This window comes from Vibrio tarriae, from assembly GCF_002216685.1.
GTDB classification, from domain to species: Bacteria; Pseudomonadota; Gammaproteobacteria; order Enterobacterales; family Vibrionaceae; genus Vibrio; species Vibrio tarriae.
Genome location: NZ_CP022353.1, coordinates 1574289 through 1588837, shown reverse-complemented (window position 1 = coordinate 1588837; position 14549 = coordinate 1574289). Strand labels below are relative to the sequence as shown.

13 protein-coding genes and 1 other annotated feature are annotated in these 14549 nt (G+C 49.1%); of the genes, 6 read left to right on the top strand and 7 right to left on the bottom strand.

Annotated elements, in window-relative coordinates; genetic code table 11:
- Position 1: 1 nt before the first annotated feature.
- Positions 2-1573 carry an anthranilate synthase component 1 gene (locus tag CEQ48_RS12895; RefSeq protein ID WP_033929579.1) on the bottom strand — a complete coding sequence of 524 codons (1572 nt, stop codon included), beginning with the start codon at positions 1571-1573 and terminating at the stop codon, positions 2-4.
- Between the two features lie 84 nt (positions 1574-1657).
- Positions 1658-1760: a sequence feature (Trp leader region), on the bottom strand.
- Positions 1707-1844 carry a tryptophan operon leader peptide gene (gene trpL2 / locus CEQ48_RS12890; RefSeq protein WP_001880954.1) on the bottom strand — a complete coding sequence of 46 codons (138 nt, stop codon included), beginning with the start codon at positions 1842-1844 and terminating at the stop codon, positions 1707-1709. Its footprint overlaps the feature before it by 54 nt.
- Positions 1845-1908: 64 nt before the next feature.
- Between trpL2 and rnm the strand changes: the two genes are divergently transcribed.
- The 3 genes from rnm (at position 1909) to rluB (ending at position 4502) form a co-directional block, all read left to right on the top strand.
- A complete protein-coding gene (gene rnm, locus CEQ48_RS12885; protein ID WP_089071523.1) occupies positions 1909-2781 on the top strand; it encodes an RNase RNM in 873 nt (290 codons plus the stop codon).
- A 2-nt stretch (positions 2782-2783) separates the two neighbouring features.
- Positions 2784-3404 (top strand): L-threonylcarbamoyladenylate synthase, encoded by a 621-nt coding sequence (locus CEQ48_RS12880; protein ID WP_000077263.1) that lies wholly within the window; start codon positions 2784-2786, stop codon positions 3402-3404.
- A gap of 132 nt (positions 3405-3536) precedes the next feature.
- Positions 3537-4502, top strand: a complete 966-nt coding sequence (gene rluB / locus CEQ48_RS12875) for a 23S rRNA pseudouridine(2605) synthase RluB (protein WP_089071522.1) — start codon at positions 3537-3539, stop codon at positions 4500-4502.
- A gap of 149 nt (positions 4503-4651) precedes the next feature.
- Here rluB and cydC read toward each other — a convergent pair whose 3' ends face one another.
- The 3 genes from cydC to trxB all read right to left on the bottom strand — a co-directional run bounded on the left by cydC (position 4652) and on the right by trxB (position 9229).
- Positions 4652-6373, bottom strand: coding sequence for a heme ABC transporter ATP-binding protein/permease CydC (cydC, locus tag CEQ48_RS12870; RefSeq protein WP_089071521.1), 1722 nt, complete (start codon positions 6371-6373; stop codon positions 4652-4654).
- Positions 6366-8153: a heme ABC transporter permease/ATP-binding protein CydD gene (gene cydD / locus CEQ48_RS12865; RefSeq protein ID WP_089071520.1), complete on the bottom strand. Its 1788-nt coding sequence runs from the start codon at positions 8151-8153 to the stop codon at positions 6366-6368. Before cydD ends, cydC begins: the two co-directional genes overlap by 8 nt.
- Positions 8154-8272: 119 nt before the next feature.
- Complete coding sequence (gene trxB / locus CEQ48_RS12860) at positions 8273-9229, bottom strand: thioredoxin-disulfide reductase (protein WP_000073135.1); 957 nt, start codon at positions 9227-9229, stop codon at positions 8273-8275.
- 614 nt (positions 9230-9843) lie between these two features.
- Between trxB and CEQ48_RS12855 the strand changes: the two genes are divergently transcribed.
- The 3 genes from CEQ48_RS12855 to CEQ48_RS12845 all read left to right on the top strand — a co-directional run bounded on the left by CEQ48_RS12855 (position 9844) and on the right by CEQ48_RS12845 (position 13363).
- Complete coding sequence (locus CEQ48_RS12855; RefSeq protein WP_181710742.1) at positions 9844-10500, top strand: 2OG-Fe dioxygenase family protein; 657 nt, start codon at positions 9844-9846, stop codon at positions 10498-10500.
- A complete protein-coding gene (locus CEQ48_RS12850) occupies positions 10484-11737 on the top strand; it encodes a cysteine desulfurase-like protein (RefSeq protein ID WP_181710741.1) in 1254 nt (417 codons plus the stop codon). Before CEQ48_RS12855 ends, CEQ48_RS12850 begins: the two co-directional genes overlap by 17 nt.
- 294 nt (positions 11738-12031) lie before the next feature.
- A complete protein-coding gene (locus CEQ48_RS12845; protein WP_089071517.1) occupies positions 12032-13363 on the top strand; it encodes a GGDEF domain-containing protein in 1332 nt (443 codons plus the stop codon).
- A 104-nt stretch (positions 13364-13467) separates the two neighbouring features.
- Here the strand turns inward: CEQ48_RS12845 and CEQ48_RS12840 are convergent, their stop codons facing one another.
- Positions 13468-14235 (bottom strand): SanA/YdcF family protein, encoded by a 768-nt coding sequence (locus tag CEQ48_RS12840; RefSeq protein ID WP_089071516.1) that lies wholly within the window; start codon positions 14233-14235, stop codon positions 13468-13470.
- Positions 14208-14537 (bottom strand): DUF3392 domain-containing protein, encoded by a 330-nt coding sequence (locus CEQ48_RS12835; RefSeq protein ID WP_181710740.1) that lies wholly within the window; start codon positions 14535-14537, stop codon positions 14208-14210. The genes CEQ48_RS12840 and CEQ48_RS12835 overlap by 28 nt, the downstream gene beginning before the upstream one ends.
- Between the last annotated feature and the right edge of the window lie 12 nt (positions 14538-14549).

The following is a 14549-nucleotide window of genomic DNA, read 5'->3' as shown; positions in this document are numbered from 1 at the left end:
ATCATTCCTTCCCTTGATGAGCATATAAAATGGCGGAGATTACCGCTTGCGCTTTGCCGCGCGTTTCATCGGCTTCGGCTTGTGGGTCAGAGTCGTAAACGACACCCGCGCCGGCTTGGACTTGGGCGATACCGTTTTCCACATAAGCAGAGCGGATCACGATACAGGTATCCAAATCGCCTTCACCCGTGAGATAGCCCACCGCGCCGCCGTAGCTGCCGCGACGCGCTTGTTCAACGTCGCGAATTAACTGCATCGCGCGAATTTTCGGTGCGCCAGTCAGCGTACCCATATTCATGCAAGCTTGATAAGCGTGTAGCGCATCCAGATCTTCACGTAACTGACCCACCACGCGTGACACCAAGTGCATCACATGGCTGTAGCGATCCACTTGCAGCAAGTCAGCGACATGGCGAGTACCGGCTTGGCTAATGCGCGCGACATCGTTGCGTGCTAAGTCAACTAGCATCATGTGCTCGGCGTTTTCTTTTTTATCCGTGCGCAGTTCAAGCTCAATGCGGCCATCGAGGTCAAAATCAATGCTTCCATCGGCGCGTTTACCGCGGCGGCGAGTCCCTGCAATCGGGTAGATTTCCACTTGGTTGGTGTGCATTTCATACTTGAGCGCGCTTTCGGGGGATGCGCCAAACAGGGTAAAGCGTTCATCTTGCATGTAGAACATGTAAGGGCTTGGGTTACTCTGTTTCAGCCGTTGATAAGCAGCGAGTGGTGAAGGACAAGGTAAGCGAAAACGGCGCGAAGGCACAACTTGGAACACATCGCCTTTGACCACGTACTGCTTGAGGTCACGCACGATATCGCAAAACGCTGCATCGCTAATATTGGTGGTCACTTCCACATCAGATAAAGATTGCGCACTCGGCAAAGGCAATTTTTGATTCACTTGCGCACGAATTTCACGCATCCGGCTTTTGAGTTGGCTGTGCAGCGCATCGCCCGGTTGGAATTGGGTCGCCTGCAGTTGGCAAGTTTCACGCTGATGATCAATCACCATCAGAGTTTCTGCTACATAAAACACGTAATCAGGGCATTGATTGTCGGCAGGTGCTTCACCCAGCGGCTCAAAGTTAGCCACTAAATCGTAGGCAAATAAGCCACCTAAAAACAGCGCAAATTTACCGTGGTCAGTGAGATCAAAACTGTGCTGCACTAAACGTAGCGCATCGAAAGAAGACGCTTCGCGCAATCGTGAGTCTTCATCCAACGTATCACAGGGTGTAGAGAAGGTGAGGGTAAGTTTCGCTTTCTCTACTTTGCAAGGAATCCGATCGGTGAGGTTGCCATGAATGATGTTGAGCAGCGCTTGGCCGTTTGCACTGAGCGCATGATAGGTCACTTGATGGCCTTCACACACAATGCGCACGGCAGCATCCACTAACAGAAGGCTCTTCAAATTTTGCTTGGAGTCGATTTCTGCAGATTCCAGTAGTAGGCAGTCGCTGCGCCCAGCGCAAAGAGCATGAAATAAAGCCGTAGGATCTTGCGTATAAGGCAGTTCACTGTGTAGCACCTCAAGCGGCGCGGTTTTCTTTATGTTGATGGCCTTATTCATAAGACCTCCTTAACCATGATTCGATTGTGCACTGATCACCGCGATGAGAAAGTAGCTAAACAGCAGTGATAGGTGGAAAAAACCAATAAAAAGCCCGCTCAAGTTGGCGGGCTAGGTGTGTGAGTATCTAAACTTAGAAATACACGTGAGCCCACCAAGAACTTGTCCAAGTGCGCCACCAAGCCAGTTCAGCATCTGCTGGACTGAAATTGGGTTTATGGTTTGGGTTAAATTCTTGTAACATAGTGAGCCCTAACAGAGAGTCTTGCATTTGCGTACTAGTTAACTAGTGCGACGATAAAAAGTCAAGCTTAAAAATCAGGCAAATAAAAAATATGAGAATTGACCTGCATAGTCATACGACCGCTTCTGATGGACGGTTTACTTATCAACAATTGATCGATCGCGCCGTCAGCTTTGAGATTGATGTTTTGGCGATCACAGACCACGATACCGTGGCTGCGTTGGCGGATGCTCGTGCTTACATTGCACAGCAGCAATATCCGCTACAATTAGTGAACGGCATTGAGATTTCAACGGTTTGGCAAAATAAAGACATTCATATTGTCGGTTTAAACATCGACCCAAACAGTGAGGCATTGGGGCAGCTGATTGCGCGGCAACAGCAACGTCGAGTTGAGCGTGCTGAACTGATCGCCCATCGTTTACAAAAAGCGACGCGTGAGGGAGTGTTAGAAGAGGTTCAACATATTGCCGATGGTGCGCCGATCACGCGTGCCCATTTTGCCAAATGGTTGGTGGATAATGGTTACGCAACCAACATGCAGCAAGTATTTAAGAAATACCTCACTCGTGATAATCCGGGTTATGTACCGCCTAACTGGTGTTCAATGAGTGAAGCGGTGAACGCGATTCACGCCGCAGGTGGACAAGCCGTATTAGCGCATCCGGGACGATATGACTTGACGGCGAAATGGCTTAAGCGCTTAATGACCGCGTTTGTTGAAGCGGGTGGCGATGCCATGGAAGTCGCCCAGCCGCAGCAATCACCACAGGAAAAACGAACCTTGGGTGATTACGCAATGGAATACCAACTACTCGCCTCCCAAGGCAGTGACTTTCACTATCCTTCTCCTTGGATGGAGTTGGGACGAAATCTTTGGTTACCTGCCGGAGTAGAACCTGTATGGAAAGATTGGGGCTTATCCCCAAGCAATAGAGTCGAGAGACTCGATGAAGAGGAATAACCATGAGCCAGTTTTTTTATGTTCATCCTGAGAACCCTCAAACCCGCCTGATCAATCAAGCGGTCGCGATTATTCGCAATGGTGGGGTAGTGGTTTATCCAACCGATTCTGGTTACGCCGTCGGTTGTCAGCTAGAAAATAAACACGGGATGGAGCGTATTTGTCAGATCCGTCGTCTGGACGATAAACACAACTTCACCCTGTTGTGCCGCGACTTATCTGAGATATCTCTGTATGCCCGAGTGGATAACACCGCGTTTCGCTTACTGAAAAACAACACCCCGGGACCTTACACTTTTATCTTTAAAGGAACCAAAGAGGTTCCCCGTCGTCTGATGAACGAAAAGCGTAAAACCATCGGGATCCGTGTACCAGATAACAAAATCGCGTTGGATCTTCTAGAAGCTTTGGGTGAACCGCTGATGTCTACATCACTGATTCTGCCGGGCAACGATTTTACAGAGTCTGATCCTGAAGCCATCCGCGATAGTTTAGAGCACGCGGTGGATGTTATCCTCAACGGTGGTTATTTAGGTCAGCAGCCGACCACAGTGATTGATTTCAGTGATGATGAGATTGTTGTGGCTCGTGTCGGAGCTGGTGATCCAACCCCCTTTCAGTAGTTGAATGAGGTGGTCGCGAATCGCTGACAAAACGGATGCTTTTATCCACAAAATTTGCGATACTACGCGGCCGCGATTTTAACATCGCAACCCGTCATTCGACGTCTGAGAAGACGACACATAGGTAGATAAATGAGCGAAAAGTTACAAAAAGTTTTAGCACGTGCTGGTCATGGTTCTCGTCGTGAGCTTGAAGCTCTGATCCGAGCTGGGCGTGTAAGTGTTAATGGCAAGGTAGCTGTACTGGGTGAACGCCTAGAAGATGATAACGCTGTCGTGCGCGTCGATGGACATGTTGTGTCTGTGAAAGCGCAAGAAGAGGTGATCTGCCGAGTTCTGGCTTATTACAAACCAGAAGGCGAGCTGTGTACCCGTCATGATCCAGAAGGTCGTCGTACGGTATTTGACCGTCTGCCGAAAATTCGTGGTTCACGCTGGATTTCTGTTGGCCGGTTGGACGCCAACACGTCAGGTTTGCTGCTGTTTACCACCGATGGTGAACTGGCTAACCGTTTAATGCACCCAAGCCGTCAGGTAGAACGTGAATATCTGGTTCGCGTCTTTGGTGACGTGACGGAAGAAAAAGTTCGCAATCTAGTGCGTGGTGTGCAGCTAGAAGATGGTATGGCGCGTTTTGAAGATGTGATGTACGCCGGTGGCGAAGGCATCAACCATACTTTCTACGTGGTAATCAATGAAGGTCGTAACCGTGAAGTGCGTCGTCTGTGGGAATCACAAGGTACGACAGTAAGCCGTCTGAAGCGCGTACGTTACGGTGATATTTTCCTCGACAAAAAACTGCCTCGCGGCGGTTGGATGGAGCTTGATCTCAAGCAAGTGAACTACCTGCGTGAGTTGGTAGAACTGCGTCCAGAGAAAGAAACGGTGCTGAACATGGCGCCTGATGCCGCAACGCGTAAGCGTGAGCGTACCCGTAGCCAGAAAATTCGTCGTGCAGTACGTCGTCACGAAGAGCGAATTTCAGCTACTCCGGGTCGTAGCGGAAAAGCCCCTGCGCGCCGTAAGCCGGGTGGTGAATCGAGCACGCGCAATAAAGTGGCTAACCAGCAACAAAGCTCGCGTAAGCCGCGCGGATAAGTGCCCGCCTTTCTTAGAGCGATGTCGCTTATAAAAAAGCCAGTCATGTTGACTGGCTTTTTGCTGTTTATTGTTTGATGCTGTTTATTGTTTGACATGGTGCTCTGCGCTGCATACTTACGCCCCTCAGCGAAGAGAGGCGGGAAGCGTTACAGCTTTTGTGTCAGCTTGTGATAACGACCGTGCTGGGCGAGGAGAGTATGGTGATGACCATATTCGACCAACTGGCCCTGTTCAATCAGCGCAATCGCATCCATCTCTTCAAGGTTGACCAGACGATGAGTGATAAACAGCACGGTTTTGTGACCGAAATGACCATGCAACAGTTGCATGATGTGCTGCTCGGTTTGCTTGTCCAACCCTTCGGTCGGTTCATCAAGCAGTAAGATTGGAGCGTTATGCAGTAGTGCTCGCGCAATGCCGATCCTACGTTTTTCTCCACCGGATAACTGACGGCCACCTTCGCCAAGCCAAGTATTGAGCGCGGCGTCTTGTAGCAATTTCTCTAGACCGACTTGCTGCAGAATATCACTGAGCGCTTCATCGGTTGCGTCCGGTTTCGCCAATTTCAGGTTATCGCGCAGCGTGCCATTGAGAATATCCACCCGTTGACTGACCACGCTGATGGCGGCACGAAGATCGCTCTCTCGCCATTCTCGAATGTCTGTTCCACCAATCGTGATCTGACCCTGCTGTACATCCCAATAACGGCAAAGGAGTTGAATTAAGGTCGATTTCCCTGAGCCGGTTTGGCCGACAATCGCCACTTTCTGCCCTTGAGCGAGAGCCAAAGTAAAGTCATCAATGGCCTTGGGTTTATTCGCTTGGTAAGCAAAGTGGACGCCGTTGAATTCAATGTTGTATTGGCCATTATGCGCGGTTGGTTGCGCGGTAAATTCGACCTCAGTTTTGGCTAGAATAATCTCATTTAAGCGGCGAGCCGAGGTGAGAGTCTGCCCCAAATGCTGGAATGCGCCGGCAATAGGCATCAATAACTCGACGCTGGCCATGGTTGCAAAAGCCACCAGTGCAATCAGCGGATCCGGAGTTTGCCCACCCACGCCATCGGCGGCCAGCCAGATCATCAGTACCAGTGTCCAACCATTGGCAAGTAACAGTAACGATTGAGCCAGTCCTGAGACTTGTGCGTTAACGTATTGGTTACGAAGCAGTTTGTCTTGCGCCGTTAAGATTGCCTGACGATAGGTTTGTTCTGCGCCGAAAATGGTTAGTTCACTGTAACCTTGTAACCAATCTAGCGTGCGAACGCGCAATTCCGCTTTATTCTGCGTTAAGTGTTGACCATTCTTTTTCCCCAAGCGGTAAAAAAGCGTGGGCCACACTAGCAGAACCAGTAGCAAGATAGCGCCTAAGGTCATGCCAAGCTGCAGATCAAACCAAGCAATCAGTGTGGTGAGAGCCGCAATACCCAGCACGCCGACCGTGACTGGATTGATTAAACGTAAATACACATGGTCCATGGCATCCACATCGGCCACGATGCGGTTGAGCATATCGGCATCGCGCACCGCGCTCAGACGTCCCGGGATAAGCGGTGTCAGTTTCTCAAAGAAAAACACTCGCAAATCAGTGAGCAGCTTGAAGGTGGCGTTGTGAGTAACGACACGCTCGCCCCAACGACCTGCGGTGCGTCCCATGGCAAAACCGCGCACAAAGGCGCCGGGTAGCATGTAGTTAAAGGTTTCTCGGGCAATACTGAGTCCGGCCACGGCGGCCGCAGACAAAAACCAGCCGGATAACGTCAGCAGTCCAATCGAAGCGAGAACGGTCAGCATCGCCAGCAGCATGCCAAGGGTAAGACCGAACCAGTGTTTTTTATACAGTTTTAGGTAAGGCAGCAGGTCACGCATCGAGATCCCCTTTGTTGGCAGCTTGTAGCGCTTGGTTAGCGGCTAACATAGTGGCAAATAAACCAGATTGCTGGCTTAAGTCTTCAAAATGTCCTGCTTGTACCAGCAAGCCATTTTCCATCACTAAGATCTGCTCGACCGATTGCAGCGGTTGCAACTGGTGAGTGACAAATAACGCAGTGCGTTGCTGAATGCTTTCGGTCAGTCCACGCATCACATATTGCTCACTGCGCGCATCTAAGCTTGCCGTGGGTTCATCGAGTAACCAAAAGCGGCCATTTTGCAAAATAGCGCGAGCGAGGGCGATGCGTTGGGCTTGACCCACGGAAAGCCCCGCAGAGCGATCACTGATCGGGTAATCCAAACCCTGCTGCTCAACAAACTCTTGGGCATAAGCTGCTTGCAGAGCCTGTGTGACTTGCTCATCGGCGATATTGTGTTTGCCTAGCGTCACGTTGTCGCGAATGGTGCCGTGCAGCAGCAGAGGATTTTGCCCAACCCAACTGATGGTTTGTCGCCACTGCGCATGATCTAACTCGCGCAATTCAATGCCGTTAATGGTTAAGCTGCCTTGGTAGGGCATAAAGCCTAATATGGTATTGATTAAGCTGGTTTTGCCTGCGCCACTTGGCCCGACGAGAGCGGTGGTTTTGCCGCTTTGCAACGTAAATGAGAGCGGGCCTGCTAAGCGTTTGCCTTGTGGACTAAGAATGACCAGATCATTGGCGATAATTTCAATATCGTCATTATCGGTGAGATGACGCTCGCCGCTGTGTAAGGTATCCACTTCGGTTTGCAGAAAATCGACGATCGATTCGGCTGCGCCCACCGCGAGTTGTTTCGCGTGGTAATAGGTTCCGAGATCGCGCAGCGGCTGATAAAACTCCGGAGCAAGGATTAACACAAATAGCCCAGCAAACAGAGTGACACTCGCGCCGTAATAACCGAAGTTGAGTTCACCAATGTAGCTAAAGCCAAAGTACACGGCGGTCAGTGCAATGGAGATCGAGGTGAAAAACTCTAATACTGCAGAAGAGAGGAACGCGATCCGCAGTACATCCATAGTGCGATGGCGAAACACTTCTGAAGCGCCGCGCATGTGCTCGGTTTCTGCTGTGGTGCGATCGAATAGACGAATGGTGGTCAGAGCTTGCAAGCGATCATAAAAATGACCGGATAAACGCTGCAGAGCTTTAAAGTTTTTCCGGCTGGCATCGGCGGCTTTAATGCCGACTAACGCCATAAAGAGTGGCACCAATGGCGCCGTGATCAAAAAAATCAGTCCTGCCGCCCAGTTCACTGGGAAGACGACTGCAAGGATCACAAACGGTACCAAAACCGAAAGAGACATCTGAGGGAGATAGCGAGCAAAGAAGTCGTGCATGTTTTCGACTTGCTCAAGCATTAAGGCTGCCCATGAGCCAGCCGGTTTGCCTTTGATATAGGCTGGCCCTAAGTCGCGTAACTTGTCTAGGATTAGCTGTCGAATATAACGGCGGATCTCTTCTCCACAACGAAAACCAGCGATTTCGCGTCCCCAAGAGCAGAACGCACGCACGGCAATGAGTGCACCCAAGCCAAGGAAGTGTGGAATGAGCAGATGTTTATCGACCTGTTCAATAATCAGCTGATGCAGAATTGATGCAAGGAGTGCGGCTTGCGCCACCAGAAATAGGCTTGATAACACACCCAACCCAACAGCTATTGCGAGCCAGCGCTTAGCCAGTTTGCTTTGCTGCTTGAGCCAGAGATTCAAGCTACGCTGTTTTTTCTTGTCCATTTTGAAAAGGCTTAATGAGAATAATAATTGTAATAGGCCGCCAGTATACAAAGAAAAGCCCGGCGGTTATACCCGTCGGGCTTGGCAAAAATAAAAACTGGCGTTACGCGAAGCGTAAGTTATTTACCCTGGCTATCTAGGTAACGTTCAGCATCGAGTGCTGCCATACACCCGGTTCCGGCAGAGGTAATCGCTTGACGGTAGTTATGATCCATCACATCACCTGCGGCAAACACACCTTCAATGCTGGTCTGGGTTGCATTACCTTCAAGGCCAGATTTGACGACTATGTAGCCGTTTTTCATTTCAAGCTGACCTTCGAAAATTTGCGAGTTTGGCTGATGGCCGATGGCAATGAATACCCCCATCACATCCAAGTTTTCCGTCATATCTGACTGGGTATCTTTCAAACGTACGCCTGTCACGCCCATCTCATCGCCCAGTACTTCATCCAAAGTGCGGTGCGTGTGCAGAACAATGTTGCCATTCGCCACTTTATCCATCAGACGATCGATCAGAATTTTTTCACTGCGGAAGCTGTCACGGCGGTGGATCAGATGCACTTCTGAGGCGATATTCGATAGGTAAAGAGCCTCTTCAACCGCAGTATTACCACCACCGACTACTGCCACTTTTTGGTTGCGATAGAAGAAACCATCACAGGTCGCACAAGCGGATACACCGCGACCTTTGAACGCTTCTTCTGATTCTAAACCGAGGTATTTAGCAGAGGCACCAGTAGAGATGATGAGGGCATCACAGGTGTACTCTTGGCTATCGCCTGTCAAACGAAATGGGCGAGAAGAGAGATCAACCGAGTTAATGTGATCAAAAACAATTTCAGTATCGAAACGCTCAGCGTGCTCTTTCATGCGCTCCATCAGTGCTGGGCCAGTTAAGCCTTCGGCATCGCCTGGCCAGTTCTCGACTTCTGTCGTCGTGGTGAGCTGACCACCTTGCTGCATTCCAGTGACCAGCACGGGTTTTAGGTTGGCGCGCGCAGCGTAAACCGCGGCTGTGTAACCCGCAGGGCCGGAGCCAAGGATAAGAAGTTTGCTGTGTTTCACGTTACTCATGAAGTACTCCGATAAGGACGAAAGGGAGTTAACTCATGGCTTGAATTCGGAACTAAGACGCAAGCCAATGAAAATAATTGGACTCGATTGTAGGGAATATGGATGGCGAATAAAAGTGGTTCGCTGAGCATAAATCGTAATTGTTTATGCTCTTACGACGTGAAGCTATCTCGGCATATATCCTTCCTACTTGAAGTTGCAGCGGTGTTGGCTACGTTCGTTCACCCCAATCACATAGTGTATCTATGCTCATGGGGATGAACTCACTTGCCACCTACCTGCAACTCCCAAGTTGTTTGGTTATAGCTCGTGTCGGTTCCACCTGATTCTCATGTTAGAGCGGGATCCATGATGCATGGTTTTATGCTAATAGGCTGTCAATCTTCCTTATTTTCCATAAGGTAGAGAAAGCCTCTGGTTTTGCCTATCTTCAGGTTGCGCTTTTGGATGTAGACACTGCTATTTTCAATTTATAAAGAATATAAAAACAAAATTTCAATCCTGATGGTTGATTGAGTCAAAAAATATTGTTTTTGCAAAATAATCGATTAGTCTTAATTGTAAATAAAATGTGAAATTTATGGTGGTATGACTAACCCATTAAGGAGTCGATGATGTTACGTTCTCACCACAATACCCTACATATCACTAAACTGAGTCATTCAGCGATTCATCAACTCGCTCCCTCTTTTGCGCAGTTACCGCATACCAATCATGCGGACGGGCAGTATCGGCTACGTCGTTACTCCGTGATCCGCTTTATTGATGGGCAAGTGGTTGAGTTGGACAAGCATGACTTTATGCAGACCGATCAAATTAACCATTTTCAAGGCAATGTGGTACGCCGTTTCGAACCGTTACTCAGTACTACTTTAAAAAGTGACGGTATGCGTGAGTTGTGCGCGCTGTTTATGGAAGCCAACACACTTCCCGATGGGCAGGAAATTGAGATCCATCAGATGCGGATCGCTGCGGTATTCGATGAAACCTTAGTGGCGCCGGAAGGGGTACATCAAGATGGGTTTGATCATATTGCGATTGTTGGCATTGATCGCCACAACATTGTGGGTGGCGAAATCATGCTCTATCTCAGTAGTCATGAAGCGCCATTTTTCCGTAAAGTATTGGAAAATGGCGAAGTTGCGATGTTGGCCGATAGCCAACTGTGGCACAACGCTTGCCCGATCCGCACAGTGGATCATCAACAAGAAGGGCATATGGATGTCTTTGTTTTGACTGCGAAGGATGGCCGCCATGCGCTTCACTCCTGAGTCAGTGCGTCAGCAGTTTCCTGCGCTGGCGCAAATCGTCAATGATAAGCCAGTGGTGTTTTTCGATGGACCAGGTGGTTCACAAGTGCCACAGTCGGTGCTGGATGCCATGGTGGCTTATTTAGGTCGTTACAATGCCAACCTTGGTGGGCACTATTTTTCGAGCCAGAAAACCGTGGAGTTAGTGCAAAGCGCCCGTGAGCATGTGCAAGCGCTGCTCAATGCCCCCACCCCTGAGTCGATTGTCTTTGGGGCAAACATGACGTCGCTGACTTTCCAGTTTAGCCGTGCGATCAGCCGTGATTGGCGAGTGGGCGATGAAATGATCGTCACGGCTTTAGATCACTATTCGAATGTCTCTAGCTGGCAACAAGCGGCTCAAGACAAAGGCGCAATAGTGCATCAGGCTCGCGTCAATACGGCGGACTGCACCTTAGATCAAGCGCATCTGCTTTCGTTGATTAATCCACGCACCCGTTTAGTAGCGGTGACTTTTGCTTCCAATACCACGGGATCATTGGTTGAACTTGAAGCTATTATTGAGGCGGCGCATCAGGTCGGGGCGATGGTGTATGTCGATGCGGTGCACTATCTGCCGCATCACCTGCCGGATGTGCAGGCGCTGGGCTGTGATTTTCTGGCCTGTTCGGCCTATAAATTTTTTGGCCCTCACGTCGGGATTGTGTATGTAGCGCCGCAGTGGCAAAACACGATTCTGCCTTATAAAGTCGAGCCAGCAACCAATCAAGGGCCGGGACGTTTTGAAACCGGAACGCTCAATTTTGAAGGACTGGCTGGCGTTATTGCTGCGGTGCAATATTTGGCGCAGTGGGGTGACCCGAATTCTCGATTACGTGAACGTTTGGTTGAGAGCTATCAGCAATATCAGCAGCATGAACAGCGCCTCAGTGAGTATTTCTTGCAAAAGCTCAGTGATATACCTGCGCTGAAACTGCATGGTTTGCAACTGGCAGATGCCGCGAAGCGAACACCGACATTTGCGCTGACGTGTACAGATTGTACGCCGCAGTCTATGGCTAAAATGCTCGGCGAACAGAATCTGTGCGTATGGAATGGGCATTTCTATGCACTTGGGGTGGTTCGTCAATTAGGGCTTGAGTCAAGCGGTGGAGTACTACGTATCGGTCTGATGCACTACAACACCACAGAAGAAATTGACCATCTATTTGCTCTTCTACGTGATGGTTTGCCACAGCTTGCTCATTCTTTTCAGTAAGTCGCAAGCCCCTTCTAGACATCCTTCACTTCTAGCGATATGCCTTTTCTACTGATGTTGATTCAGTAGGAAGGGCATCAGTCGTTTATTCCCTCTCTCTTTATATACCTATTTAGTGGTGTGCGGTCATTACTTTAGCAAAAGGTGAAATGCCTCTGAAAAAGAAACCTTGAAATACTCTAGTCGATGACAAAACCGCATCTAACCGCTATTTTTTGGAAGCAATCTCTCTTTATTGAGCATCTTGTATTAAGAGAGTGCTTGTTATGATGTGGTTTGACGCTGGAGTAGGTTGTGAAAGTGCTGCCAAGAGTGCTATTAGGATTAGTCGCGGTCACTATTGTGACTGTATTGCTTTATTGGCAGTTTGGCTCTGCGAAGCGAGTCTTGATTTCTCCCCAGCACTATGCCTATTTCACCACCAATGATCAAACCGCCGGTGGTACATCAACCAGCGCCTTATCCCTCAATGGCAATACCGTCAAAGTGGACTGTGAATTGAATGCCAGTCGTTACGCATGGCCATATTGTGGCATCTCTATTCACCTCAATCCCGATCCTCAATTTGGCCTCGATTTGAGTGATATCCATACCATACGTCTTAACGTGGACTTACAAGGTCCCGCTGCAGAGCCTGCGGCAATGCGTCTGTATTTACGTAATTTCAATCCGATCTACTCTCAGCTTGATGAGGAATATACTCATAAATACAACGGATTAGAGTTTGTGCCAGGCGTTGGGAAAGGTGTGATTGATATTCCCATTCGCAGCTTGCAAGTGATGACGTGGTGGTTGGTTGATAATCGTATTGCCATTGAACACTCCGCTCCTGAGTTTTCCAACGTCAACAAAATTGAATTTGCCACAGGCTCAGGAAGCCCATTAGGACAATATCAATTGACGCTGCATCAAGTGGAATTGATTGGGGATTACGTAGCAGGAGAAAAACTGTTTCTCGGCATGTTGATCATGTGGGCGGTGGCGGGGGCATGGCTCTCTGCGCTCGAAATTCGTCGTAATCGTCGTGAGGTTTTACGTGCGCGTATGCGCCAAGAGCACTTACAGCGTTTGAATCACTCACTGCATGAGCAAAACATAAAATTTGTTGAAATGGCGCATCGTGATGCATTGACGGGAGCCATTAATCGGCATGGAATTCGTGATTGGTTGCAAGATCAAGCGCGCTTAGTGCGCTGGCAACTCAATCACGTTAGCGTACTGTTTATCGACGTTGATTACTTCAAACAAGTGAACGATGTGTACGGACACACTCTAGGGGATGACCTATTACGTGAATTTGCTTTAGTGATCAGCCGTGAAATTCGGGAAAATGACAAATTAGTGCGTTGGGGTGGTGAAGAGTTTGTGGTGTTTTGTGCGCAGACAACGCTTGAGCAAGCGATTGAGCTCGCTGATCGCCTTCGGGCTAGAGTCGAAAGCCACCGTTGGATACATGGTGGAAAGATAACCTGCAGTATCGGCATTGCCCAGATGGGAGAAGAGCGGGTTACGGAAACCGTTTCACGCGCCGACGAAGCGTTATACCGGGCCAAACGGCTTGGTCGCAATCGAATTGAAGTTCACTATGGATTAATGGCAAAAAGCAGTGATGGAGAAAAGGGGTAATGACGACATCAAGTCGTGCCTATCTAGCTTAAATCTAATCACAAGGGATGAGTGTCGCTACAAGATGAGCGGCAACATTCCGAGGTTTACTTATCAAGTCTGATTTATTCAGGTGTATTCGTCGATGTGTCATTTGGGGTTGAGTCGGTATCACTGCCCTCAACGATGATCGGCTCTTTGGGGCCGAGAAACTTAGGTTGAGTGTCCCAGACAAACAGATCAAAGACTGCATAAGCGCGCGCAAACACTTCTCGTAACCGTACTTTAAAACCAGAATGGCTGCTTGGACCCGGCACGGCTAAGCATGACGCTTGAATATCTTGATGGCGGGCAATAAATAGAGCGCGCTCGCAATGAAAACGTTGAGTGATGATCAAAAAATTGTCGGTATCGAAAATTTCCTTCGCGCGCACAATCGAATCAAGAGTACGAAAACCCGCATAATCTAACGAAATGTTCTCCGCCGGAATGCCCGCTCGTAATAAATCGCGTTTCATGGTCCACGGTTCGTTGTACGAACGGTGTGCGTTATCACCACTGAGTAGAAAGTTACGTACCTTTCCTTGTTGATAAAGCTCTATCGCTGCATCAATGCGGTTGGTGTAGTACTCATTGAGAGTCTTGCCTATGTATTTGCTGGTGCCCAATACCACGGCCACCTGAAAAGGCGGAGTGTTTTGCGCATCATTAATAATGTTATTTTGCGTTTGCCAAGTCACCCAGCGATCGATCGCGAGTAACCCTGAGACAACCCCAATAGCCAGCCATAGCAAAGTTTGGCTTAGTTTACGCCAAGGTAGTCTTCGCAGGTGAACCTGCGCAGAGAAAACGACGGCGCGCAGAGTTAGATTTGATGGTTTCTTTGTGCCCATAGGCCTATCACAACAAAGCAGCTTACGATAAGGGTCAGCATCATGCCGGATTCCAGTTGCGCGAGTGTCCGAGCAACGTAAGGGCTGGCCTTGACGATGATTAAACCGTATCCAAACGCGTTAATAAAGATAAACGCTAACGTGCGCACCAGAAAATGTTGATTCCGTAATACTCTACGCAAAAAGGCATTGATCTCGCCACCGAGCATGACCAAAGTGCATGCGACCAGTGCAATCGAGATTTCGCTCAGGTAGGGGAGCATTGCCTGACCTGCAGGAGCAAGATAAGTAAATAGTTGCATGAGATTAGAAAG